At 53.3% G+C, this 24,492-nt stretch carries 19 protein-coding genes; 7 read left to right on the top strand and 12 right to left on the bottom strand.

All coding sequences use genetic code 11. From position 1 onward, the window contains the following. Positions 1–13: 13 nt before the first annotated feature. From FH871_RS04605 to FH871_RS04590, 4 genes are read right to left on the bottom strand one after another with little or no spacing between them, the layout of a single operon-like run. Complete coding sequence (locus FH871_RS04605) at positions 14–1,426, bottom strand: RagB/SusD family nutrient uptake outer membrane protein (protein ID WP_138990121.1); 1,413 nt, start codon at positions 1,424–1,426, stop codon at positions 14–16. A gap of 12 nt (positions 1,427–1,438) precedes the next feature. Then, positions 1,439–4,867: a TonB-dependent receptor gene (locus FH871_RS04600; protein ID WP_138990120.1), complete on the bottom strand. Its 3,429-nt coding sequence runs from the start codon at positions 4,865–4,867 to the stop codon at positions 1,439–1,441. 5 nt (positions 4,868–4,872) lie between these two features. After that, the gene (locus FH871_RS04595) at positions 4,873–5,874 is read right to left on the bottom strand and encodes a FecR family protein (protein ID WP_138990119.1); all 1,002 of its coding nucleotides are present in this window, start codon (positions 5,872–5,874) and stop codon (positions 4,873–4,875) included. 27 nt (positions 5,875–5,901) lie between these two features. Further along, complete coding sequence (locus FH871_RS04590; protein ID WP_138990118.1) at positions 5,902–6,561, bottom strand: RNA polymerase sigma-70 factor; 660 nt, start codon at positions 6,559–6,561, stop codon at positions 5,902–5,904. A 394-nt stretch (positions 6,562–6,955) separates the two neighbouring features. On the opposite strand from FH871_RS04590, the gene FH871_RS04585 reads away from it, so the two are divergent. Then, positions 6,956–9,961, top strand: a complete 3,006-nt coding sequence (locus FH871_RS04585) for a DEAD/DEAH box helicase (protein WP_138990117.1) — start codon at positions 6,956–6,958, stop codon at positions 9,959–9,961. Between the two features lie 5 nt (positions 9,962–9,966). On the opposite strand, the gene FH871_RS04580 is transcribed toward FH871_RS04585, so the two are convergent. Further along, positions 9,967–10,458 carry a GtrA family protein gene (locus tag FH871_RS04580; RefSeq protein ID WP_138990116.1) on the bottom strand — a complete coding sequence of 164 codons (492 nt, stop codon included), beginning with the start codon at positions 10,456–10,458 and terminating at the stop codon, positions 9,967–9,969. 506 nt (positions 10,459–10,964) lie between these two features. Here FH871_RS04580 and FH871_RS04575 point away from each other — a divergent pair. The 4 genes from FH871_RS04575 (at position 10,965) to FH871_RS04560 (ending at position 14,029) form a co-directional block, all read left to right on the top strand. Then, entirely contained in the window at positions 10,965–12,110 is a 1,146-nt protein-coding gene (locus FH871_RS04575; RefSeq protein WP_138990115.1) for a 5-(carboxyamino)imidazole ribonucleotide synthase, read from the top strand. Between the two features lie 78 nt (positions 12,111–12,188). Continuing rightward, positions 12,189–12,671 (top strand): 5-(carboxyamino)imidazole ribonucleotide mutase, encoded by a 483-nt coding sequence (purE, locus tag FH871_RS04570; protein WP_138990114.1) that lies wholly within the window; start codon positions 12,189–12,191, stop codon positions 12,669–12,671. 95 nt (positions 12,672–12,766) lie between these two features. Further along, the gene (locus tag FH871_RS04565) at positions 12,767–13,567 is read left to right on the top strand and encodes a LysM domain-containing protein (RefSeq protein WP_138990113.1); all 801 of its coding nucleotides are present in this window, start codon (positions 12,767–12,769) and stop codon (positions 13,565–13,567) included. A 144-nt stretch (positions 13,568–13,711) separates the two neighbouring features. Further along, on the top strand, positions 13,712–14,029 hold the full coding sequence (locus FH871_RS04560) for a Dabb family protein (RefSeq protein WP_229317059.1): 318 nt from the start codon (positions 13,712–13,714) through the stop codon (positions 14,027–14,029). A gap of 67 nt (positions 14,030–14,096) precedes the next feature. Here the strand turns inward: FH871_RS04560 and FH871_RS04555 are convergent, their stop codons facing one another. Further along, the gene (locus FH871_RS04555; RefSeq protein WP_138990111.1) at positions 14,097–14,675 is read right to left on the bottom strand and encodes a YcxB family protein; all 579 of its coding nucleotides are present in this window, start codon (positions 14,673–14,675) and stop codon (positions 14,097–14,099) included. A gap of 192 nt (positions 14,676–14,867) precedes the next feature. Here FH871_RS04555 and FH871_RS04550 point away from each other — a divergent pair, with 192 nt between their 5' ends. Beyond that, entirely contained in the window at positions 14,868–15,377 is a 510-nt protein-coding gene (locus FH871_RS04550) for a phosphoribosyltransferase family protein (protein ID WP_138990110.1), read from the top strand. Between the two features lie 45 nt (positions 15,378–15,422). Here the strand turns inward: FH871_RS04550 and FH871_RS04545 are convergent, their stop codons facing one another. The 5 genes from FH871_RS04545 to FH871_RS04525 all read right to left on the bottom strand — a co-directional run bounded on the left by FH871_RS04545 (position 15,423) and on the right by FH871_RS04525 (position 21,936). Next, positions 15,423–16,235: a class I SAM-dependent methyltransferase gene (locus tag FH871_RS04545; protein ID WP_138990109.1), complete on the bottom strand. Its 813-nt coding sequence runs from the start codon at positions 16,233–16,235 to the stop codon at positions 15,423–15,425. A 235-nt stretch (positions 16,236–16,470) separates the two neighbouring features. Beyond that, positions 16,471–17,388 (bottom strand): AraC family transcriptional regulator, encoded by a 918-nt coding sequence (locus FH871_RS04540; RefSeq protein WP_138990108.1) that lies wholly within the window; start codon positions 17,386–17,388, stop codon positions 16,471–16,473. Positions 17,389–17,391: 3 nt separating this feature from the next. Next, complete coding sequence (locus tag FH871_RS04535) at positions 17,392–18,306, bottom strand: NAD(P)H-binding protein (RefSeq protein ID WP_138990107.1); 915 nt, start codon at positions 18,304–18,306, stop codon at positions 17,392–17,394. Positions 18,307–18,413: 107 nt separating this feature from the next. Next, complete coding sequence (locus FH871_RS04530; RefSeq protein WP_138990106.1) at positions 18,414–20,165, bottom strand: M14 family metallopeptidase; 1,752 nt, start codon at positions 20,163–20,165, stop codon at positions 18,414–18,416. 94 nt (positions 20,166–20,259) lie between these two features. Beyond that, positions 20,260–21,936: a M14 family metallopeptidase gene (locus tag FH871_RS04525; RefSeq protein ID WP_138990105.1), complete on the bottom strand. Its 1,677-nt coding sequence runs from the start codon at positions 21,934–21,936 to the stop codon at positions 20,260–20,262. A gap of 197 nt (positions 21,937–22,133) precedes the next feature. On the opposite strand from FH871_RS04525, the gene FH871_RS04520 reads away from it, so the two are divergent. Beyond that, complete coding sequence (locus tag FH871_RS04520; RefSeq protein WP_138990104.1) at positions 22,134–23,066, top strand: sugar phosphate isomerase/epimerase; 933 nt, start codon at positions 22,134–22,136, stop codon at positions 23,064–23,066. Between the two features lie 136 nt (positions 23,067–23,202). Here FH871_RS04520 and FH871_RS04515 read toward each other — a convergent pair whose 3' ends face one another. Next, a complete protein-coding gene (locus FH871_RS04515) occupies positions 23,203–24,429 on the bottom strand; it encodes an ABC transporter permease (RefSeq protein WP_138990103.1) in 1,227 nt (408 codons plus the stop codon). Positions 24,430–24,492: the final 63 nt, after the last annotated feature.

The following is a 24,492-nucleotide window of genomic DNA, read 5'->3' as shown; positions in this document are numbered from 1 at the left end:
GATTGTCAGAAGGTTAATAACCGGTATTTTGTTGGAGTTCCCGGTTGGTGTCTAGTTCACGTTGCGGAATCGGGTACAGATTATGCTTGGGTACGGTGGTCGTAACCGCTACTTTTTGCATTGCTTCCCGAAGTTTATTCATTCGGATCAGGTCGTACCGGCGGTGGCCTTCGAAGCACAATTCCCAGCCGCGTTCCTGCAAAACCGCATCCCGAAACTGTTCTTTGGTCAGTCCGGCGGGCAGGGCTTTGAGTTTGGAGCGGCTGCGAACCTGATTGATCGGCGCATAGGCATCGGGCGTTGGACCCGCCACCTCGTTCCGGGCTTCGGCCAGAATCAGCAGCAGATCAGCATACCGGATGACGGGCCAGTTGGTGTCTGTGTTGCTGGGCGTGGTGCCGTTGGGATTGAAGTATTTCCAGACGTGGGGCTGAAACGTGGCTTTGCTGCCGTCCGAAAACGTGTAGGAGTCCTTGATGCTGACGTCTTTGCGAAGGTCGCCCGTTTCGAAACTACTGATGAACGCTTTCTTGACAAAAGCGCCACTGCCGCCCGTAATGGGTGTTTTTCCGCCCCGCACGCCAAACGTTTCGTTAAAACCGCTGCCGACGACCCCGGCTTTGTATTGGACCGAGAAAATATGCTCCGGCCCGTTTTCCTTCTCGGCCGGCCACAAATCGGCGTAGTTGGGAACCAGGCTGTAGGTATTGGCCTGAACTACTTCCTGCGCTTTTTGGGCCGCAGCCGCGAAATCCCGGTTGAACAGGTACACTTTAGCGAGTAAAGACTGAGCCGCCCCTTTGGTGACCCGGCCTACATCGGCAGCCGCGTAGCTAACCGGCAAACCTTTCTCGGCTTCCTGCAAATCCTGAATAACCTGGGTGTAAATTTCGGCGGCTGGCCGGCGAACCACCGACAGCGCATTCAGGCTCGTGGTTTCTTCCACCACCAGCGGCACATCGCCGAACGCTTTCACCAGATCGAAGTAAAACAAGGCCCGCAAAAACCGTACTTCGGCCACCAGCCGGGCCTTCCGGGTAGCATCCATCGTCGTTCCCGGTACGCGCCCAATGGCCGCATTGGCCTGATTGACCGCCACATACAATCGCTGCCAGAAATCAGCGAGAACCGCATTGGTCGAGGCAACGGTGTACGTATTCAATTCCAGGGTTTCGGTGCGCGACACCGCGCCGTCGTCCAGCAGGTCGGACGCCAGATCGCCCATCCGCCAGGCCCCCCCGCCGTAATACGCGCCCGTCGACAGGTGGCTGTAAACCGCATTGACGGCGGCTACAGCATCGGCTTCGGTTTTATAAAAATTGGCCGGTGCCAGAAAATCCTGCGGGTTTTCGTCCAGAAACTGGCAACTGCTGCCGAGCCATACGCTCAGGAAAAGGATAGGTAGGGTAGATAGTTTCTTTTTCATGGAAGTCGGGTGTTAAAGGCCCAGGTTGACACCGATCATAACCGTTTTGGCGCGCGGATACGCTCCGTAATCAATGCCCTGATTGATCGGGTTTTGCCCGTGCGAATTGACCTCCGGATCGTAGCCGGTGTATTTCGTCCAGGTCAGGATGTTCTGGCCGCTGACGTAAATTTTGGCGGAACGCGCCCATTTGACCAGCTTGCCCGGCAGGTTATAGGACAACACCACGTTTCGTACCCGCAGATATGAACCGTCTTCCAGCGCCCGGGTGCTGATGAATTGCTCCTGACCACGGTAATCGGCTTTGGGCATGTAGGCGTTCGGATTCTGGGGCGTCCAGCGGTCCAGCGCCCGGATGTGGTTGTTGTGGGTGCCGCGCATGGATTCGAGTTCGTAGACCCGCAGCAGGTTCAGGATGTTGTTGCCGTAAACACCCTGCATCAAAACCGTCAGGTCGAAGTTGCCGTAGGTGAAGGTGTTGTTCAGGCCGTAGATGAACCTGGGCTGGGCGTTGCCGATGATGGTTCGGTCGGCGGGGGAGAGCGTGCCGTTGCCATCCACGTCCTTAAACCGCAGGTCGCCCGGTTCCATGTAGCGGTGAACCGGGCCGCTGGCGACCTCCTCCTGCGTGCGGAACAAACCGTCGCCGATGTAGCCGAAGAAGGAATTGACCGGCTGGCCTTTCCGGATGAGAATGGCCGGGCCGGGCGAGTAGAAACTGGAACCCGATTCGGGGCCAAAAAACTCGTTTACACCGCCCAGACTCAACACTTTGTTGCGGTTTTGGGAGTAATTGGCGTCCACGTTCCACTTGAATTTGCCGTTGACCGGCGTGGCACTGACCGAAAACTCAAACCCTTTGTTCTCGGTGCTGCCCACATTCTGGAGCGACGTATTGTAGCCCGACGTCCAGGGAACGCTCACTTCGAGCAGCAGGTCTTTGGTACGTTTATAGTAATAATCCGCCGTAAACCGCACCCGGTTGTTGAGCACGCCGAAATCAATCCCCACGTCAAACTGCGCGGTTCGTTCCCATTTCAGGTTCGGGTTGGCGACCCGCGACGGTGCAATCCCGATGGCGAGGTTGTTGCCGATAATGGAGGAGGTATTGCTGAGTGAACTCTGGGAGCGGTACAGCGGAATTTCCTGAAAACCGGTGACGCCGTAGCTGGTCCGAAACTTCAGATCTGAAACGATCCGCTGGGCCTGCATGAATGGTTCTTCCGACACCCGCCAGGCCAGCGCCCCGGACGGGAAATAGCCCCATTTGTTGCTGGCTCCAAACCGCGACGACCCATCGGCCCGCAGCGAAACCGTCAGCAGATACCGCTCCCGAAACCCGTAATTGATCCGGCCCAGATACGACATGAGCGACCATTGGTTGGCCCCCGAAGCGGCTGGCTGTACGAGTCCGGCAGCTTCCAGGTTGTTGTACGTCAGAATATCGTTGACAAAATTCTGCCCTTTTGCTTCCACCTCTTCGCTGATTTCCCGCTGGACCGTAAAACCGCCCAGCACATTGACATGGTGAACGCCCACGGTTTTGTCGTAGGTCAAGGTATTTTCATTCAGCCAGTTATATGATTGCTGGTCGCTCACGTTGGCAATGCCGTTCTGAAAATACGCGCGGTAAGTCGTGCGCGGAATGTAGAGGTTGTTTTTCGAAAACGTAGCGTCGGCTCCCAGACTGACGCGGGCGGTCAGCCCTTTCACCACTTCGTATTGCAGAAACATATTGCCCAGAATGCGGGCGGTGCGCGTCAGGTTGGTGGTTTCATTGGCCAGCGAAACCGCGTTATCCCGCCGGACGGAAGGGCCGATTTGCTGCCAGTCGACAAAATAATTGCCGTCCTGGTCGTAAATCGGCAAATTCGGGCCGCTCGTTAAAGCCGTGTGAACCACGCCGTTGCTGCCGGTGCCACCGCTGTTGACCAGAACCGCATGGTTGTTGACGTAGCTCAGTTGCAGGTTGTTGCCAAACGTCAGTTTCGCGTTGATTTTGGTTTCCATGTTGAACCGCAGCGATAACCGTTTGAAATTGGAGTTGCTGATAATGCCGTCCTGATCGAAATAATTACCGCTGACCATAAACCGGGTTTTTTCCAGTCCCTGCGAAAACGTGAGCTGGTAGTTTCGGATGGGCGCGGTTCGGTAAATGGCGTCCTGCCAGTCGGTACCTTCGCCCAGCGCCTTCGGATCGGCGAACGGTAATGCCCGGTTTCGGAAGGCAGCGGCTTCGTTGGCGAGTTCGGCAAACTGCGTTCCGTTCAGCAGCGGAATTTTGTAAATCAATTTCTGAAAACCGGTGTAATATTCGGCATCGAAGCGCGACTGGCCCGCCTTGGCCTGTTTGGTCGTAATCAGCACCACACCGTTGGAACCCCGCGAACCGTAGATGGCCGTTGCCGAGGCATCTTTCAGAATTTCAATCGATTCGATGTCCGACGGATTCAGGCTTTTGAGGGCCGTCACCGGAAAACCATCCACGACGTACAACGGCTCGTTGTTGTTGGTGATGGAGTTGCCGCCCCGAATCCGGATGGAAACCGTGCCGCCGGGAGCCGCGTCGGTTTGCGTCACCTGCACCCCGGCGGCACGGCCCTGCAACCCCTGATCGAGCGTTGCCATCGGCAATTTGTGAAATTCACTGCCCGAAACCGACGAAACGGAACCCGTCAAATCGCTCTTTTTAACGGTTCCATACCCCACGACCACCACTTCTTCCAGCGAGCGCTCACTCGGTTTCAGGATCACGCTCAGCGTTTGCCGCCTGCCCACCGTCACTTCCTGGGCTTCGTAGCCGATGGACGAAAACACGAGCACCGCCTGTTCATCGCGCACCCGCAGCGTAAATGAGCCATTGGCGTCGGTGGTGGTACCGGTTGTTGTTCCTTTCACCTGCACATTCACACCCGGAAGCCCTTCGTCCGACCCGCTGGCGGTCACGCGTCCCTGAACGGCCACGTCGGCAGGCTGCGTTGCGGTTTCGGTCGGCCCGGTTCGGGTGGCAGCGTTGTCGTTGGCCCCGGAAGGTTCGGGCTGCGTCATCGAGGTGGGCGCTTCGGACCGGTTGGGCGATGCGGTTCGCGCCGGTCGCATCCGGGCTGCGTTCGACACGATCAGGTAGGTTCCGTTGGACAGCCGTTTCACCTGAAAATCCGTGGTCCGCAACAGGCCTTCCAGGTTTTTCTCCAGCGACCATTTGGGGTGGAACCAGCCAGTGGGAACGCTGACGCCCTGGAGCTGCTGTTCTTCAAAGGCCAGATCGACCTTATAGCGGCTGCGAAGTTCCAGCAGGGCGTCCCGCAGTTGAACCGTCGAACCAGGAGACGACTGGATGACCGACCGGGCCGCCTGAACCGACGCCAGGGTTTGCGCCTGAACGGCCACCGAGAGCAGACAACCCGCCGTTGGCAGCAGGATTCTTAAAAATGGCACCATACGTTTTAAGGGTTTAAGGGGGAAAGAGGAATCATCACTTTGCCCGAATCGGTTTCGACAACCTGCGTGCGGGTCAGGGTGGTGAGCAAATCGAGCAGAACCGGGGCGGTTTCGGCCCGAAACGTACCGGTAATCTGCCGGTGAACCAGTTCGGAGTCAGCCAGTTGTACGGTTTCGCCAAAATGTTCTTCCAATGTCGCCAGCACCTGCGATAAAGGCGTGCGGTCGAACAGAAACCGGTGTTCTTTCCAGACCCGGTAGCGTTCGACCGACTGGTGGGATTGCATCTGAACCTGACCGCCCGGCTTCACGGTGGCTACATCACCCGGTTTCATCACCACCGGTGCGGGCGCCGAACCTTGCAACGACCGGAAGGCCACTTTTCCGCTGTTCAGCACAATGCGCGAACCTTGTCGGCGGCTCGAAACGACGAATTCCGTGCCCAATACGACTACTTCCAGCTCATCGGGTGTTCGGACGATAAACCGCTGGTGGGTAGGCAGATGCCGCACCGAAAACTCGGCTTCGCCGGTGAGCCAGACTTCCCGGCTGGTTCGGCCAAACGTCCAACGCGACAACCGCAGGCTGGAATGGGCATTCAGCGTTACCCGGCTGCCGTCGGGCAAACCAACGGTTTTCAGTTCGCCATACTGCGTTGAATAGGTGCGGTAGAGCCCGCGGTCGCGCTGCCAGACGGCCAGCAGGGTGAGCAACGCCAGTGAAGCGGCAACGAGCCACGCCCGGCGGACGGACGGTGTTGCCAGCGGCAAAACCGGTGTGTCGGGGGGTGATTCGAGTTGCTGAATCCGTTCCCGGAATTGGTGGAAGGCGGTTTCCGGGTCGGCTTCGTATTGCAGCCGCTGACTTTCCCATTCTTCCAGACAGGCGAAAAACCACTCCCGGTTTTCGGGTTTCTGTCGCCATCGCTGAATCCGCTGGGTCTGGATCGGCGTGGTAGTCCCTTCAAAATAGGCAAAGAGCAGTGCCTTGGATAGTTCCGATTGCATGTTGATGTCGAAAAGGAGGAGAGATACTTACCAGGTCAGCAGCAGGAGTAACACCAGCCAATAGTCGTGGAGGGCCTGTCGTAACCGGCTCAGGGCTTTGGTGAGATGACCTTCTACGGTTTTGACCGAAATGTGCAGATCTGCCCCGATCTCGCTGTTTTTGCGACCTTCAAACCGGCTCAGCACAAACACGTTGCGGCATTGGGGCGGCAGGGCGTCCAGGGCGCGGTGGATGCGGGTTGTGAGTTCTTCAAAGGCCAGATCCGCATCGGATTCGGTGCTGTCTGCCGGGTCGATCTGCTCGTTGTCTTCGGTGGGTTCAGTCCGGTTAAATTCCCAGCGGAGGTAGTTGATGGCGCGGTTGCGGGCGGCCGAAAACAGGTAGGCGCGGAACGAGCCCGTGATCTGGGTGTACTGATTCGTTTGCCACAGGTGAAAAAACAGATCGCCGACGAGGTCTTCGCCAATTTCGCGGGAATAGACCAGGCGTGTAACGTGGCTGCACAAGGGGCGGTAATACCGCTGATAGAGCAATTCGAACCCTTTCACCGGGTCCGAATGCAGCATCCGTCGGATCATCCATTCCGGGTCGGCAGCACGGTTTGAATCCATCGGCACCAACATTCTTATTTGCGCGTCCGGGCGTCGTTCGTCCGAAAAATCCGGTTGCAGGGTCGATTCATTCATACAGTTCAGGGTCTACTGCAAAGACAAGAAAAATAGGCACAACCCTCGCTCGGTTTCTGAATGAATTGCAATTTTTTCTCACTTAGGTACTAAGCGGTTTTGTTTTCGGGGGTACTCTAGCGTTGAATCGGCTATTGAAATTTACCGCGTCAAAATGCCGCTGATCCCATTCTCAGGCCGTAAAATCAGTTCGCGTGGGGCTTCCGTATTTTTCGATTTGCCTTTGTTGTAGCTCTTCGTATATTTGAGTTTGTTGCGTATTCTAACCGGACGGCAAATCAGCCTTTTTGCTTTCTTTTTTGAAGCTTCTCTTTTCCGTCCGGGAACGCGATTTTTTACGACTAACCCGGTATTTCCGGGCCTGGTACAGTCAGGCAGTAATCATTACGGTGTTATGAAAGTCTCTCCTGCGGAACCGTTTCAACTGGTCTATTCACTCCTGGAACACGAGTTTCTGGGGTATCTGTTTGAAGCTTTCGTCGTGCAACTCAATGCGCGGGGTGAGCTGACGTTGCAGAACCAGACGCTGTCGGCCAAAAACGCCGGGGAGTTTGCCAGTGAACTGGACGATGCTGATTTTGAGCTGATTCGGATCATCGACGAAATCCAGCAGGACGTCATTCTGAAAAAATTCAATCCCAAAAAATTACCGGCGGTCGATTTCTTTCTAAAGATTTACGACGCCCAAAAGGGGGATAAAGAACTGCGGGACCGGATTTGCGAATACCTCGAAACCCGCCGGGCGTTGATTCTGGAGCGGCTGGCCGAAAAACCGTTGTATGTCATGGGCAACGACGGCAACCCGGCCTGGATGTCCGTTGAGCGGATGCCCGACAAGGCCCGCGTCTTTTTCAATTTTGTGCGGACCGAAACCGCCACGGAATACTTTCCCATTATTAAATACGCCGGTGAGCGGGTCGAATTTCATTTTAAGGATGCGCTCTTGATTTGCGACGATCCGGCCTGGATGATGGTGGGGAAGCGGTTGTTTCATTTCGACAAAAATGTCGACGGCAAAAAATTGCGCCCGTTTCTGCAAAAAAGAAATATCGTTATCCCGAAAAATATTGAAGATCAGTACTATCACCGCTTCGTCGCCCCCCTGATTGCGTCCTACGACGTATACGCCAGAGGGTTTGAAATCCGGAACGAAGTGCTGCCTCCCGCGCCCGTGCTGACGGTTTCGGAACATGCCGTCGCGCACCGGACTACGCCCGCGCTCTTCGATCAGGCGGTTTCGAACGGCCACCGGAACGGAAACGGGGCGTCGGAACGGATGAACAACGTGCTGACGGAAATGGCCCATGCCGCGCCCGTCGACGACTCGCAGGTGGTTTTCGACCTGCTGTTTCAATACGGGCAGTTCACGTTTCGCTACGACGGTTTTACGGATTCGGCTAATGTCAGCATCGAAAAGAAAGGGAACGATTATGTTTTTCACAAAATTCGCCGGGATGTTCGGAAGGAGAAATCGACGCTTTTCTGGCTCAAGGAAAACGGTCTGGAACTGAAAGACAACGGTCATTCCAAACTCGGAAAAGCGACCGCTTTCGAGTGGCTCCAGCAAAACCACAACCGGCTGGTGGAAGCCGGTTTTCAGATTTCACAACACGCTGATGACACAAAACGCTACTTTTTAGGCTATTCGTCCATTGTGGTTTCGATCAACGAAACCCGGGACTGGTTCGACATTTATGCGAAAGTGCAATTCGGGGAGTTCGAGATTCCGTTTATCAAGCTGCGTTCGCTGATTCTAAACAAGAAACGGGAGTTTACGCTGCCCAACGGCGAGGTTGCCGTCATTCCCGAAACGTGGTTTACGAAATATTCGGAACTCTTCGCGTTCATGGAACACGAGGTGGACAGCGACCGGCTGGTGCTGCACAAACACCACATTGCGCTGGTGCAGGAATTGCAGGAGGAGAGCCTGGCGTCGGCGGTGATCAGCCGGAAGCTTGAAAAACTGCGGAGTTTTGAAGAAATCAATGCGCATCCGCTGCCCGCCGGTTTCAAGGGCGAACTGCGGCCTTACCAGAAAGCCGGGTACGACTGGCTGCAATTCCTGAATCAATACCGCTTTGGCGGTTGCCTGGCTGATGATATGGGATTGGGCAAAACCGTCATGACGCTGGCGATGTTGCAGTCGCAGAAGGAAGCCGGTTTTACGGAACCGACGCTGCTCGTGATGCCCACTTCGTTGCTGTATAACTGGGAACTCGAAGCCAAACGGTTTACGCCCGGCCTGCGCGTCATGGCGTACACCGGTACCTACCGCGACAAAAATACCGCCCAGTTCGATGGCTATGACGTTATTCTGACCTCGTACGGCATTGTCCGGATCGACATCGACTTGCTGAAGATGTACCGGTTTCATTACATCATTCTGGACGAATCACAGGCCATTAAAAATCCGTCGTCGCACATCACCCGGGCGGTTATGCAACTGGACTCGGCCCACCGGCTTATTCTGACCGGTACGCCGTTGGAAAACAGCACGATGGATTTGTGGACGCAGATGACGTTTATCAACCCCGGTTTGCTGGGAAGTCAGACGTTTTTCCGCAACGAGTTTCAGATTCCGATCGAGAAAAAGAACGACGAGCAGAAAACGCAGCGGCTTTATGGCATCATCAAACCGTTTATGCTCCGGCGGCACAAGTCGCAGGTGGCGCGTGACCTGCCCGAGAAAGTGGAGAATATTCACTACAGCGATATGTCGCCGGAACAGGAGAAGCAGTATGAAGAAGCCAAATCGTATTACCGGAACCTGATTCTGGAACGCATCGAGGAAGACGGCATGGCCAAATCGCAGATGGTGGTTTTACAGGGGCTAACCAAACTGCGCCAGATTGCGAATCACCCGCGCATGATCGACGAAACGTACGAAGGCAATTCCGGCAAGCTGGACGACATGGTGATGCGGCTGGAAGGTGCAATGGCGGATAATCACAAGATTCTGGTTTTCAGTCAGTTCATCAAACACCTGGACGTTGTTCAGCAGTATTTGCAGGAACGGGGGATTCAGTATGCGTACCTGGACGGTTCGACGCAGGACCGGCGCGGGCAGGTGGATCTGTTTCAAAACAACGACTCGATCAAGTTGTTTCTCATTTCGCTGAAAGCGGGCGGACTGGGCCACAACCTGACGGCAGCCGATTACGTGTTCATTCTCGACCCGTGGTGGAACCCGGCCATTGAGGCCCAGGCCATCGACCGCGCCCACCGGATCGGGCAGAAACGGACGGTTTTTACCTACAAATTTATTTCCCGAAACACCGTGGAGGAGAAGATTCTGGCCCTGCAACGTTCCAAGCAAAAGCTGGCCAGCGACCTGATTACGACCGAGGAAAACTTCATGAAATCGCTGACGAAAGAAGACATTCTGGCGTTGCTGGATTGATCGGATTAGTTCAGGTTCAGCAGCGATTTCAGCCGTTCGTAGAAACCGGTATTTTTGAAGGTAAAGGTTTTGTGCAGAATGTAATTGGAGATAAAACTCAGGCCCATTCCGAATGTGTGAGAAAACAACTTGTTGATATTCACGGTCTTGACCGATCCCGGCAGCGTAAACACGTAGATCCCGTTCTGACTGACCGAGAAGTTGTATAAGGCCGACGCACCGTAGACCGTAATCAGGCAGGAAATCACCGAAACCATCGCAAATTTAACCATCTCCCGGCGGGTTTTGGCCGAGTTTTTGGCGTTGAATGCCAGCAGTTTGGTAAGAAAAAAGCCGATGAAAAACGAGCTGATGTAGCCCAGTAAGACGCCATTTTCGTAGGAAACCTTGAACCACTCCTGAAGCAACGAACTCACAACAATTTGCAGGGAGGCACCAATGGCCGCAACAATGAAATAAGCAATTAGGTCTTTTTGATTGAATAGTTTGTCCTTCATAGGTTAAATAGAGATGAAAGAGGTTAGACGTGAGAAATGAAGCAGATGGTTGATAGTCAAAGGGTTGGTTGGTCTCTTGTCTTTCATCTCTTGTCTTGTACGCTATTTTGGTACTTCCCGCTTCAGGTATGAACGTGCAAATTAACAGGAAGAGTTGGAATTGTTGAGAACCGGGCGGGTGCAGGAAAACGGTTTATTTATTTAATGACCAAAAATTGGCTGAAACCGTCATTTTTAACCCAAAATTGCTGATTGGAAAGGCAAAAAATCCAGCCCACGGTTAAAACCGTGGGGCTATGACGGAAAAGTGGAGTTCGTAACCGTTTCACGGTTCAAAAATGCCTGATTTGATTTATTTCATAATCGCACGCTTAAAACCAGGGGCTGAGCTTAGCCATGCGCTTGCAGCAGCAAGGCAACGGGATGCTAAGTAGATCGAATATAGTGTCTTAAAAAGTACGATAAAGTCCGAATTGGGGCTACTTTTGCGGAGGATTGTTACAAGTATGCTTACATTCAACCCCACAACCCGCATTGGAATCCTCGGAGGAGGTCAACTGGGCCTGATGCTGATTCAGGCCGGGATCGACTGGAACCTGATTGTTCATATTCTGGACCCCGATGCCGAAGCGCCCTGCCGCCACCTGGCTACGTCATTTACGCAAGGGTCACTCACCGACTACGATACGGTTTATCAGTTTGGCCAGCAGGTCGATGTGCTGACGATTGAAATCGAGCGGGTGAATGTTGACGCCCTTGAGGCTCTGGAGCGCGAAGGAAAGCGGGTTTTTCCGCAGCCGTCGGTGATCCGGATTATTCAGGACAAGCGGGCGCAGAAACAGTTTTACCGCGAGCATAACCTCCCCACGGCGGATTTCATTCTGACTGAAAACCGGGACGATGTAGCGAAAAATCCGGAGTTCCTGCCCGCTTTCCACAAACTGGGCCGCGATGGCTACGACGGTCGCGGGGTGCAGCGGATTGCTTCCGTTGATGATGTGGATAAAGCCTTCGACGCGCCGGGCGTTCTGGAAAAAGCCGTTGATTTCGAGAAAGAACTGGCGGTGATTGTCGCCCGCAACGAGCAGGGCCAAACGGCGACCTTCCCGACGGTCGAAATGGTCTTTCATCCCGAACAGAATCTGGTGGAATACCTGTTTGCCCCCGCAGCGATTTCTGAAACCGTCGATCAACAGGCGCAGGAAATTGCCCGGAAAACCGCCGAAGCTTTCGGAATTGTCGGTTTGCTGGCGGTGGAGTTGTTTCTGACAAAAGACCAGCAAATCATCGTCAACGAAGTGGCGCCACGTCCGCACAACAGCGGTCACCACACGATTCGGGCGAACGTGACGTCGCAGTTTGAACAACACTGGCGGGCCATCCTGAACCTGCCGTTGGGCGATACGGCCATCCTTTCGCCAGCCGCGATGATCAACCTACTGGGCGAACCCGGCCACAGCGGCCCCGCCCGGTATGAAGGCATGGAAGCCCTGCTGGCGATGCCGGGTGTGTTTCCCTTTCTTTATGGTAAAAAAATCACCCGCCCGTTTCGCAAAATGGGGCATATTACCGTTATTAGTTCGGATTTAAATGCACTGAAAGCGAAAGCCGATTCGGTGAAGGAAACTATAAAAGTGAAGAGTCAAAAATGAAGAGTGAAGAGTGAAGAGTGAAGAGTTGTATGCGTCAGCCAACTCTTCACTCTTCACTCTTCACTCTTCACTAAAAATATGGTTGGAATCATCATGGGCAGCAGCTCGGACCTGAAGGTCATGCAGGAAGCGGCCGATATATTGACTGAGTTGGGAGTCTCGTACGAAATCGATGTGGTTTCGGCCCACCGGACGCCGGAGAAAATGGTGGAATACGGCAAAACCGCCCGCCAGCGGGGTTTGAAAGTGGTGATTGCCGGTGCGGGTGGTGCCGCCCACTTGCCGGGGATGGTCGCTTCGCTGACGACCTTGCCGGTGATCGGGGTGCCGGTGAAATCCAGCAATTCGATCGATGGCTGGGATTCTGTTCTTTCAATTCTGCAAATGCCTTCGGGGGTGCCGGTGGCAACCGTAGCCCTCAACGGTGCCCGCAACGCCGGGATTCTGGCGGCTCAGATTGTGGGGACATTCGACGAAATCGTGGCCCAACGGTTGCAGAACTACAAGGAAGACATGAAAGTGAAAGTGGAAAAAATGAGCCAGGAGGTAAAGAACAGTTAACGGGTTTACGGTTTATGGTTTATGGTTGGCTGACGCACGAATAAGAATGCGTCAGCCAACCATAAACCATAAACCGTAAACTGTAAACCTTATATATGGAAACCGAAAATGCGAAGCGTAACCCCCGGCAGACGGAGGGTTCAAGTTTGCCCACCATTACGCTGGCCGTTCTGATTCTGACGATTCTGGCCCTGTTGTACGTGGGCTACGAGTACGTGGCCGATGACACGAAAGGGTCGGAGGAACTGACGAGTGTCGCGTTGGATACGACCGTGCAAAAACCGGTGGAACTGCCGCTGGAACCGGAACTGGTAGCGCCCATCGAAATCGATACGTCCAGCCGGAATGCGCCCATCGACTTGTCGCAGACGGCCCCAGCGCCCATCGATGAGGAAAAGGAAGTCCCTAAAAAACCGGCTTTGGATTCCGAAGAACGCCCGGCAGTGGGCAAACCGGCGGAGAAACCGGTAGCCGAAGTCAAAGAAGAAAAACCGGTGCGGGAAGAGAAACCGGTAGAGGAAAAGCCAAAAGAAGAAAAGCCCAAAGAAGAGAAAAAAGAAACGCCCAAAGTGAATGTTCCGGCGGGTGGGGTATCGATTACGCATACCGTAAAACCGGGTGAAACGATCTACAGTGTAGCCACCAAGTACAATCTGAGTATCAGTACGTTAAAAGCACTGAATCCGGATTTGAAAGATAACGCGGTGAAGGCCGACGTGACGAAACTGAAGGTGAAAGCGCGGGCGTATCATACCGTTGGCGCCGGCGATATTCTCCGTGTCGTGGCTGAAAAATACGGAGTTACAGTCGATGCGCTGATGAAAGCCAACGGAAAGACCAAGAATTATGCCGCCCGGGGGGAGAAACTGGTCATTCCGTATGCCGAGAAGCAGTAGGCAGTAGTTTCCGAAGCAGATTGCCTTATTTGAAACGTCCTGTAGTCGCAGCGTTAAAACTTACGAACCAATTTCATGAAAACCGTTTTTGCCACCCTTCTTTTTTTTGGTCTCGCCCTGACCGGCGCTTCCGCTCAAAACAAAATGACTCCATCCGATCTCACCCACGTTGTTCTTTTCAAATTCAAACCGGAAGCTACGCCCGAGAAGGTGAAAGAAATTGTAGCCGCTTTTGAAGCATTACCCTCAAAAATTAAAGAAATCAAAGGCTTTAAGTGGGGAACCAACAACAGCCCGGAGAAACTCGACAAGGGCCTGACGCACGCCTTTGTGCTGACGTTTGCGAACGAAAAAGACCGGGATACTTACCTGCCGCACCCGGCTCACAAAGAATTTGGTAAACTTGTTGGCGGCTGGCTGGCCGATGTAACAGTGGTCGATTTCACCAACCAGGCGAAATAACTCAAAAAAAGGCAACGGGAAGAAACGCTTTTTGCCGTTTCTTCCCGTTGCCTTTTTTTGGGGGTTGCTACGCTTTTATCTTTTCGGGTTCCGCCAAAAAACCCTTCCGTTTCAGGAGCGTATCCATGAACTTCAGTTCGTTTTCGGTGGTGAAGATCGAATACGGCAGGTAGAGGAACTGGGCGTTTTTCATGCCTTTAGCCACGATTTTGGCCAGCCAGTTTACTTTCATGCCGTTCATCGCCTGGTCGTTGGAAACCACCATGACATAAGCGGTTTTGTCTTTGGTCACGCTCCGGATCTGATCCCATTTCAGGATACCGCCTTCACGGGCGTTCAGTTTCAGCATAATCTGGCGGCTGTCAATCTCGTAGACATATTTCTGAAACAGCGATTTGGTCTGTTCCATTTGCGTGATGCCCGTAAACTGCACGGCCCAGAACAGCACGTACAGGATGGTGAGGAGTACAATGACGAGGTAAATCCACCAGTTCGGATAAACGCCCGTCACGTTCAGGATGGCATTGGCAAAAATGAGACCCAGTGGGACGAAACCCCAGTACCAGTTGTTTTTTACCCAGCTACGCATCGCCAGACTGATGTAGGTTTTCTGGTCGAGGGCGTATTTTTTGGTTTTGATAATCATTGAAATAAATTACATTTTAGACTGGAGATGTTAGACAAGAGAATAAAGAGAAAGAGACTTCAAGTCTTTTGTCTCTTGTCTCAACTCTCTTGTCTGAACAGTTTGCAAAAGTACGAAAAGGCTTCGTTTATTTTGAGCATTCGGCGTTTTCGGGTAATTTTCATTTTTTACCATCGACTTCCCTGATCGGTTATGACTTCCGAGACTACCCAGATTCTGACCCGCGTACAAGTAGAGCAAAAAATACGCCGGATTGCCTTTGAGATTTACGAGAACAACTTTGAAGAATCTGACGTGATTCTGGCCGGCGTATCGGGCGAAGGGCACGTGCTGGCCGAACGGCTGGCGGAGGTATTGCGGCAGATTTCTCCCCTGGAGGTCATGGTGATGAAAATTACGCTGGACAAAACCACGCTGGAGCAACCGCCGGTTCATCTGGATGCCGAGAAAGCGGTTTTTACCGGAAAATCGGTCATCGTGATCGATGACGTCCTGAACTCGGGGCGAACCCTGGCGTTTGCCCTGCAACCGTTTCTGAATGTGCCCGTGACCAAGCTGAAGGTGGCCGTGGTGGTCGACCGTGACCACAAACGCTACCCCGTTGCCGCCGATTACATTGGCTACAAACTCAGCACCACGCTGACCGAACACGTGCTGGTGGTGCTGAGCGATGAGGAGCGCATCGGCGTGTATATGCGCTAGGAAAAAGTGAGCGGTGGGTAGTTTTGTCGAATCACGACCGGTTGTTCACCGCATCACCGTAACCCGTAAGAACGTGGCATCTACCGAAGTGTGTTTCGGATCGGTGCTTTTGTTCTGACTGGTAAACAGGTCTTCCAATTCGCGCTGTAGTTCCCATGCTTTCCCATTTTTTTCGGCGGCTTCAAACGCATTCATGGTCGGGCCGTAATAGTTTTTGAATGCCTGAACGAATTCGGAAGGGGCATACGGGGCATTGAAGGTAAACGTATCTTTCAGAAAGGTTATGTTGTCTTTGGACACACCGGCTTTCTCAAAGCGTTCAGTAACGTGGCTTTCTACTCCCCACAGCATGGGGCTGATGAACCCTTCCGGCGGTGGGGGCGTATAGGCCGAACTGATTTTTAGTATTTGGGCCACCAGCGTAGGATCGCCCGGTATCCAGTTTCCCATGACGATCCGGCCCCCGGGACGGGTCACCCGAACCATTTCTTTGGCGACCTCAAAGGGCTTCGGCGCAAACATGGCACCAAAGATGCTGACGACGAGATCAAAACGCTCATCTTCCAGTTCCTGCAAATCCGTCGCATCCCCTTCCTGAAAGGTGCAGTTGGTCAGTCCTTCCGCTTTGGCCCGACGGTTGCCGGCTTCAACCAGATTCCGGGCGATGTCAACGCCTAAAACCGTAGCTCCCCGTTTGGCTTCCGGGATGGCCGTGGTGCCATCGCCACAACCAAGGTCGAGCACGTGAAGGTCTCTGGTGATGTTCAGGTCGGCAACCAGTTTTTCACCGCTTTCCCGCATGGTGGCGGCAATTTGGGTGAAGTCTCCTTTTTCCCATAACGCTTTGTTTGGATTCATCTTTCCTGGATTTAAACGGGTGGATTCAACCGCAGATAACCGCTGGTCGGGTGAGTGGCGACCGATCGGTTTTCTGCCAGCTTAGTGGTCTGAACTTCAGCACGATTCAGGCAGAATGCTGTCTTTCAGATCGTTCGAAAGGTAAGTAATCTTCGCGAGCGGGAGGCATAGTATTGAGTAAACGGAAAGAAGATGGATTGCTTTCCTGCATCCGAACAAAGCCATGCCGGGCTGCTTAATTAAAAGACTGCCGAAATTCCAGCGGAGAAAGGCTGGTTTTGGTCTTGAATAATTTACTGAACGACTGTGGATGTTCGAACCCTAATTCGTAGGCAATTTCGCTGACGGACAAATCGGTGGCAGATAGTTTCTCTTTGGCCTTTTCGATCAATTTGTCGTGAATGTGTTGCTGGGTAGTTTGTCCGGTTATTAATTTGAGCAGGCCACTTAAATACGTGGGTGATAGATTTAGATTTTCGGCAACGTATTGAACGGTTGGCAAACCCTGTTTCATTAAGTCGTCACTGTTGAAATAGTCGGCAATCAGCTTCTCCAGACGATCCAGGATTTTATGATTGGCTATTTTTCGGGTGATGAACTGCCGCTGATAAAACCGGTCTGCATACTTGAGCAATACTTCCAGTTGGGCGATGATGATATCCTGGCTGAACTTGTCAATGGCTGCGTGGTATTCCTGCTGAATGCTTTCGACAATCCCGGCCATGATGGCTTCTTCTTTCTCAGACAGAAACAGGGCCTCGTTCACCGAGTAGTCGAAATATTCATAGTGCTTGATGGTTTTGGCTAAGGGCGTATTCCATAAAAAGTCGGGATGGACCAGTAACATCCACCCCGTCTGTTGTAGTATGGTATCCTTCTCGATCTCAATTTTCAGGACCTGGCCCGGGGCCATGAAGAACATCAGGCCTTCGTTAAAGTCAAATTCCTGCTGCCCGTATTTCATGCGGGCATTGAAGTTTCTTTTTAGCGCAATGGAATAGAAATCCTTCACGATGCCGGTTTCGTTGGCAGGCAACTGCTTGGTTGATTCCAGATTAATTACGCTGATTAACGGATGCTCAGGCTTGGGCAATTCCCTAAACTGGTGGAATTCACCAATCGTTTTAAACCGCCGTGGTTGCGTGGTAGCCATACGTCAAGATACGTATTTTTGGTGAAAGGCAGCCGCAAATTCTTCCGCAAAATCCGTCAGTTTTACCTTACCCATCAACGCCGGTTTATGGCGGTTATAGTCTTCGGCCAGGACACCCGTGTACAGACTGGCATACATTTCAACCAGACTGGCCGCAATGGTCGGATTCATCCCGATAGACACCAACCCCTTCTGCGTTTGTTCGTCCGAAATAAGAATCCATTTTAAATCAGGCATTCCAAGGGCAGCCCCTAACAGGGTGGCAGTCTCGTTGCCCGTCAATTCTTCACTGGCTACATACCGCACGGTTCGGCCAACAAGCGGGGTTTCGAGTTCTTCAGCAATCGCAGCCGCAATATCGACTGGCGAAACCCAGGGGATCGTGCCGTCGGCACCATAGTTGGCTGCGATAACCCCCTCTGCTTCGATCATCGCGGTGTAGCCATATAAGTTGTAGTAAAAAGAAGTGGGCCGCATGTGGGTGATGGCCACATCCGCGGGCAGCGCGTTCAGAATCTGCTCTACATCGTGCGCGCCGAGTAAAATACCCGAGCCCTCACCGGCCCCTAAATGGGCACCAATCGTACTGAGATTTACCACCCGCTTTACGCCCGACTGTCCGATGGCCTGTGCATAGTTGGTGCCGATCCGGTGATAGTAGGCCAGCAGGTCGAGGGTATGATCGAAATAGTTGGCTGGTGGCACCATCGTATACACTGCATCGGCACCGGTGAACGTTTTCGTCAGAAAATCAGCGTCTTGCAGCGACCCAATGGCTGCGGTGGCTCCCAGGGCTTCGATAGCGGATTGCTTGTCGGGCTTGCTGCTGATGACGGTAACCGCATGGCCTTTTTCTACCAATTCCTGCGTCAATGGTTTGCTGATGTGTCCTAACGAACCGGTTAGTATGATTTTCATTTTTCTATTTTTTTGTTTCTGCAAAGGTCAGCAGCCCCCAAAAAATAGATGTAGTCGAATCTATGGTTGTTGTAGTCGAAACTGGGTTTGTCGGAGTTCGTTGACCATTACAGCGTTTTTTCAACCACGCCACCTTTGCGGCTGTCGACCGAAACCGTGTATTTGCCACCACCGCCTTTCACGATCCAGCGGACTTTCACGTACCCCATGCCCGGAATGTTTGGCACCTCGATCGTTGCAGGGTTATTTTTCTGCTCTTTCGTAATATTCAGATCGGCATTTTCGACAATCATGGCCGCCAGTGGCGTGGCTCCTTTGAGTGTGATGTAATCGGGTCGTTCAATTTTAAACCGGATGTCGTGCGCGGAGTGCGTGGGAATCACGCGCTGGTTCACGACGGTGGCCGTCACTTCCGTCAGGCCGTTGCCGAGCGGTTTCGTGGTGATGGCTTGAACGTCCAGCTTCGGCGTCTGGTGAGCGTGGAAAAGCGTGAACGACATGTTCCGGTGGGCGTCTTCTTCCAGCATAAAACCGGGGTGGTTGCGGATGTAATTCTTCTTGGGGCCACCAATTTCGATGTCGCCATACTGCGGATGTTTGAACGGTTTCCAGGCCACATACGCATCATCGAACAGCAAATATTTCCCAAACTGATTGAACTCGTCGTTCTGAAACCGGTTGCTTTCCCCCGGTTTTTGCCGGAACAGCAGATACGACGACATCAGCTCGTTGGAGAAGGTAAAAACGCCCCGGCCCAGCGCCAGCCAGTCGATTTCGCCACCATAAACCGTATACAAATCCTTGTAAATCACGTAGTAATTGTAGCCGGGAATGATTTTTTCGCCCGTACGCCCGATGACGTCATACACCGCAATGTCGCCCGGATTGTAATATTGCTGATCTTCTTCGGCACCCGGCCCGCGCAGCATCATCCCGCCGTAGTTGTGATAGCTCTGGGCTCCGGCGATGTTCGGGTGGCCAATGATGTATTTCTTGATGGCCTGCGTCTCGGGTAAGGTTCCGGGATAAAACAGCGCCCCGCCCTGAATGTAATCCGGTTGCCAGCCCCAGCCCCAGTCGCGGTTGGGGTCGTAGCGTCCGGCTACATCTTCGTTCACTTGTCCGTCGCCGTCGTTGTCGATGCCTTCGTAGCCCAGCAGCTCGTATTCGCCCGGTTCATCGGCTTTGGCCGGAATCATGCGCGTCGGGTCGTTGGGGTCCTGTTTCATACGGCCCAGCGGGGTTTTCCGGCGCATTAGCACGATGTTGCCGTCGCCATCGAGGTCATCGTACTTGTCTTCATCGATCTCGCCATCCCCATCGTCGTCGAACGGCATCAGCCCCGAGCGGGGCGAATTGGGATTGTTGGGATTCTTGATAAAGTCTTCCCGCGCGTCGAGGTTGATGCTGGGCGCGATGTAAAACACCTTGTCTTTCAGCAACTGGGTCGTAAACTCGATGGTGCCAAAATTCTCCGCCAGATACCAGGCCGTATACATCGCAATTTCCGACCCCTGCAACTCGTTGGAGTGAATGTTGCCGTCGATGTAAAAACCGGGTTTGCGATCGGCGTTGCCGGTTTTGAAATCACTGACGACCAGCACCCACAAATCGCGGCCCTGAAACGTTTTGCCCATCGATTCGAGCTTCACCAGGTTCGGGTGGGCCTTCACCATATCCTGGCAAAACTTCGTAATCCCGGCGTAGTCGTTGTAATGATTCCAGCGCATCGGCACTTTCGGGTTGGCCGGTGAACCCACGGCCCGCAACCCGGTCAGATCGTCGTTCTGCGCCGGTTTCTGCTGCGCAAAAGCGGGAATGGCAAGTAGTGTCCAGAAAAGTATACCTATCTTTTTCATAATTTTTCTCTGATTACCTCTGATGTTCTCTGATCAACTCTGCGTAATAACTATTTCACAGAGTTGATCAGAAAACATCAGAGGTAATGAGGGTTTATTTGAGGGTGATGTCGATTGATTTAAGGCCGGTCATGGCGTTGCCGGCTTCGAGCGTGGCGCGGCCCGTGCCGGAGACGAGGAACGTGACTTCCATCGACTCGCCAGCCGCCATCGGACTGCGCAGAATCCGCTTCCGGCCCGATACCACGGTTTGGCCGTTGCCGGTTCGCAGCTCGATTTTCATCTTGGGAACAAACCGCACCCGGTCGCCGATCTCGGAGCCCGTCGGCAGCAAACCCCGGTTGATGACCTGCGCCGTGACGCGCGTTAGTCCGCCCGAAAGCGATTCCGTCCGCAGGTTTACGACGTCGATTACCGGCATCTGGCGAACAAAAGCCGTCATGAATTTCAGGTGTTTGTCAGCGATGTCGTTCAGAAACGAAACCGGCGGATTTAGTTTGGCAAACGGAGCGATACCGCCTACTTCCGCTTTCCGACCCGGAAAATCGGGATGTTCGATGGGTTGCCAGTTGACAAACACCTCGCGGACGTTGTTGGCATCGGCCCATTTCAGAAACTTCACGTCGTCATTGTCCGACGGTTTCGCACCGCCTTTTCCCTTCATGGTATCTGCCGAAGCGGTGGCTTTGGGTGTCCACCAGCCCGGTGTCGAGAAACTGAACCGTCCGTAGTGGTAATAGGCGGTTTGGGCAAAATTGCCTTTGGTCGGCGGCATCGGTGGCGCGTCTTTCAGCGCCGTCTGGCTGTTGTAGAGTTTCGAAACCTGATCGCCGACGGGCGCGTCTTTTTCCATGACCCCGGTAATGATCCGCCGGGTGGTTTTGGTGCGGTCGAATTTTGGCGCTTCTGAAAGGTTGTTATACGGCCCGAAGGTAAAAACTGCGTAGACATTCGGGGCTTTGTAGAGGAAGTCGAGCAAGGCCCGGTTTTCCGGTTCCGACACCGGCATCTCGCCCGAACCCGGCGTGAAGAACGGGTAATCGAAAGTGAAATTCTTGTCCAGTGCCACGCCACCCGCGCCGTCTTCGTTGAAAGCGCCGTCTTTATCGTTGTCTGTTCCTTCCGAAATCACTAAATAACGCCCGGTTTCGGACTTTGCCGGATCGGCTTTGACCAGCACTCGCGGGTCGTCTTTGCTGGCGATGAAGGTGCCGGTCGGGTCTTCCACGCGGATTTGCGTGATCAAACCGTCTTTGTTCAGGTCTTCAAAAGGGTCTTCGTTTAGCCGACCGTCGCGGTCGTCGTCGGTATCGGCACCGTTGCCGGTTCGTTCGTAGCGTGGTTTGGCCACAAATTGTTCCTGCGCATCGGGGTTGACACTGGGGAAAATATAAAACGTCTTGCTGTCGAGCAACCGGGCCACGCTATCCTGACCCGAAGCCGCCAGCAGTTTTTCGGCGAGTTGAACGGCCAGTTCCGTTCCGGCCAGATGAGCGCCCTGCACACCAGCGACAATCGCAATGGCCGGTTTTTGGGCTGCCGTTCCGCGACCCACCGTCAGCAGCCAGACGTCTTTTCCCTGGCGAGATTTGCCGATGGACTGTAGGTTGGTCAATGGGCCGTAGCGGCTGGTCAGGGTTTTTAATCGGGTTGCAAGTTGAGCAGAAGAGGAGTATGGTCCGGCGGGTGGCGTTTGCGCAGCGGCCTGAAAGAAGACCGCAAAGCAACTCAGAACGCCCGCCAGCCCAGTCGGGAGAAAACGGTGTTTCATGAAAAACAGGTAAACAAAGTTTGAAAGATGGAGCGAAGCGTTAAATTTAGATAATTTGCGGTAACTTTTTCACCCCGTCAGTGGTCGAAGGCCCTGGCAGCGGTGAAAAAGTTACCGCAATATTCTTGCTCAAAGAAACCAAAAGTTTAACCCCTGTCAGGGTCTCCGACCGCTGACAGGGTTTTCGCCCTAAACCCATGAACACAGATCGTCGTACTTTTTTACAGTCTCTGGTCGGCTTGGCTGCGCTGCTTCCGTTGACCAAAACCGCTGTGGCCGGAGCAAAAACCGCTGCCGCCGAGCGACCGCAGATCGCCTGCAACCAGTATACCTGGCACACGTTTTATCAACGGCAGGGCCGCAACTGGTCGGCGGATTTGGATGCGTCGCTGGCCGATTTTGCCAAATCGGGTATTGTCGGGTATGAGCCGTCGATTACGTCGGCGGATGAAATCCGGAAGCTGGCACCGCTGCTGAAAAAGCACAAACTGGAAATGCATTCGCTGTATGTCAACAGCACTTTGCACAAGGCCGATGAAGCCGACAAAACGCTGGCGACGGTGACGGCCATTGCGGATGCGGCCCGTCCGCTGGGGGTGCGGCTGGTGGTAACCAATCCCAGCCCGATCAAGTGGGGGAGTGGGGAGGACAAAACCGATGCAGACTTAGCCACACAGGCCGCCAATCTGGACCTGCTCGGGGCCGAACTTCGGAAGCGGGGCATGACGTTGTCGTACCATACGCATGACGTCGAAATGCGCAATGCTGCCCGCGAATTTCACCACATGATGCTGGAAACCGACCCTAAAAATGTGTCGCTTTGTCTGGATGTACACTGGATTTATCGGGGTTCGGGCAACTCGCAGGTCGCTTTGTTCGACATTGTGAAACTCTACGGAAAACGCATTACGGAACTGCACCTCCGCCAGTCGAAAAACGGCATTTGGGCGGAAACATTCGGCGACGGAGATATTGATTACCCGCGTCTGGCCCAAGAACTAAAAAAACTCGGAATTCGCCCGCATCTGGTACTGGAGCAATGCATCGAAAAGCAATCGCCGAACACGATGGACGCCCTGACGGCCCACCGGCAGGATTTAAAGGAAGTGAAAGCGGTTTTTGGAAATTAAGAGTTAAGAATTAAAAGTTAAGAGTTGAAAAAAAGAATTTAAGATGCTGAAATACAGTATATGTGGCTTAACCTGGGTTTCAACTCATAACTCATAACTCATAACTCATAACTCATAACTCATAACTCATAACTCATCATTCTTCCGCCAGCGTTTGCGAAATATTCATGCGGTAGACACCCAAAGCCGGAAGTGCTGCGGCAACAATACCAATCAGGACGGCGACACCCAGCACCAGCCATTCTTCGGGCAGGATGTTCAGGTTATTCAGGCTGTAATGGAAATTGCGTTCGGCGCGCATGGAGAACAGGAGCAAACCGATTCGGCTGAAAACCAGTCCTAAGATGAAACCGATCAGGGAAAGCGTCAACCCTTCGAGTAGCAGCATGCCGAAGAGTTGTGTCCGGCCAGCACCCATTGACAGCATCAGGGCCATTTCGTACTTGCGTTCTTTGAGCGAATTGTAAAGCGACACAAATACGCTGATGCCGGCGATGAGCATGATAGCGACCGCCAGTCCGCGCAACGTATCGACGCCAATACCCAGCAAATCGAACAGGCGGTTGATTTCGATGGCGGGCAGAGCCGCCAGCAGTTTGGAGTTGTCGTTGATGCCCCGCGCCACCATCATGCCCATTGGATTCCGGAACTTCACCAGCATGCTGGTAATTTCGCGGGGTGCTTCGTGGTCATGGTCTTCGTCGGTGTGTGCTTCGCCCTCGTGCTCCTCGCCTTCGTGTTCTTCGTGGTGTTCATGAATGGCCCAGACGCTCGATAAAGGCGTCAGAATCAACTGGTCGATAACACTGTTGCTGGGGTTGAAAATGCCGACGACTTTGTATTTTGTCTCGCCGTGTTCTTCGCCATTGCCATCCAGTCCGTGCGAACCGGCGAAGGTATCACCCAGTTTCAGACCCGTCGTTTCGGCTACGCGGGCGCCAATGGTCACTTCCAGGTCTTTACTGAATAAAGTACCCTGGCCGACAGTGGCTTCAAAGTGATCGACGTATTTTTTGTTCGTACCGACAATCCGGAAGGTTTTGTAACTATCGCCCATCGACAGCGGAATGGCGGTTTTGATCATCGGGTTGCGGGTCAGCCGTTCGGCATCCTCCAGTGGAATGTTGCCCGTCGGCGAATCGATCTGATAAATGCTCGACAGAATCAGTTGCAGCGGGCTGCCTTTCGCACCTAGCACCATGTCGATGCCTTTGACGTTGCGGGAAAACTGCTCGTCCAACTGCTTGTTCAACAGCAGCAACAGCGAAATGATCGTGATGCCCAGCGTCATCAGCAAGCCACTCAGGAAACTACTGAGCGGTTTATCTTTCAGATTGGCCCAGCTTATTTTAAAAAGATTCATATGCAGTTGGTTCGTTTATGGTTTATAGTCTGTGGTTGTAATCAAGCCATTTCGTGTTGATTT

The organism is Larkinella sp. C7 (assembly GCF_006149005.1).
Taxonomy (GTDB): domain Bacteria; phylum Bacteroidota; class Bacteroidia; order Cytophagales; family Spirosomataceae; genus Larkinella.
This window is presented reverse-complemented; position numbering and strand designations above follow the sequence as displayed.

Bases quoted from the DNA above. Each gene is read 5' to 3' on its own strand.
- FH871_RS04540 (WP_138990108.1), bottom strand. From the start codon at position 17,388: ATGGCTACCACGCAACCACGGCGGTTTAAAACGATTGGTGAATTCCAC.
- FH871_RS04580 (WP_138990116.1), bottom strand. From the start codon at position 10,458: ATGAAGGACAAACTATTCAATCAAAAAGACCTAATTGCTTATTTCATT.
- FH871_RS04595 (WP_138990119.1), bottom strand. From the start codon at position 5,874: ATGCAATCGGAACTATCCAAGGCACTGCTCTTTGCCTATTTTGAAGGG.
- FH871_RS04560 (WP_229317059.1), top strand. From the start codon at position 13,712: ATGACTCCATCCGATCTCACCCACGTTGTTCTTTTCAAATTCAAACCG.
- FH871_RS04550 (WP_138990110.1), top strand. From the start codon at position 14,868: ATGACTTCCGAGACTACCCAGATTCTGACCCGCGTACAAGTAGAGCAA.
- FH871_RS04535 (WP_138990107.1), bottom strand. From the start codon at position 18,306: ATGAAAATCATACTAACCGGTTCGTTAGGACACATCAGCAAACCATTG.
- FH871_RS04590 (WP_138990118.1), bottom strand. From the start codon at position 6,561: ATGAATGAATCGACCCTGCAACCGGATTTTTCGGACGAACGACGCCCG.
- purE (WP_138990114.1), top strand. From the start codon at position 12,189: ATGGTTGGAATCATCATGGGCAGCAGCTCGGACCTGAAGGTCATGCAG.
- FH871_RS04555 (WP_138990111.1), bottom strand. From the start codon at position 14,675: ATGATTATCAAAACCAAAAAATACGCCCTCGACCAGAAAACCTACATC.
- FH871_RS04520 (WP_138990104.1), top strand. From the start codon at position 22,134: ATGAACACAGATCGTCGTACTTTTTTACAGTCTCTGGTCGGCTTGGCT.
- FH871_RS04575 (WP_138990115.1), top strand. From the start codon at position 10,965: ATGCTTACATTCAACCCCACAACCCGCATTGGAATCCTCGGAGGAGGT.
- FH871_RS04565 (WP_138990113.1), top strand. From the start codon at position 12,767: ATGGAAACCGAAAATGCGAAGCGTAACCCCCGGCAGACGGAGGGTTCA.
- FH871_RS04605 (WP_138990121.1), bottom strand. From the start codon at position 1,426: ATGAAAAAGAAACTATCTACCCTACCTATCCTTTTCCTGAGCGTATGG.
- FH871_RS04545 (WP_138990109.1), bottom strand. From the start codon at position 16,235: ATGAATCCAAACAAAGCGTTATGGGAAAAAGGAGACTTCACCCAAATT.
- FH871_RS04585 (WP_138990117.1), top strand. From the start codon at position 6,956: ATGAAAGTCTCTCCTGCGGAACCGTTTCAACTGGTCTATTCACTCCTG.
- FH871_RS04530 (WP_138990106.1), bottom strand. From the start codon at position 20,165: ATGAAAAAGATAGGTATACTTTTCTGGACACTACTTGCCATTCCCGCT.
- FH871_RS04515 (WP_138990103.1), bottom strand. From the start codon at position 24,429: ATGAATCTTTTTAAAATAAGCTGGGCCAATCTGAAAGATAAACCGCTC.
- FH871_RS04525 (WP_138990105.1), bottom strand. From the start codon at position 21,936: ATGAAACACCGTTTTCTCCCGACTGGGCTGGCGGGCGTTCTGAGTTGC.
- FH871_RS04600 (WP_138990120.1), bottom strand. From the start codon at position 4,867: ATGGTGCCATTTTTAAGAATCCTGCTGCCAACGGCGGGTTGTCTGCTC.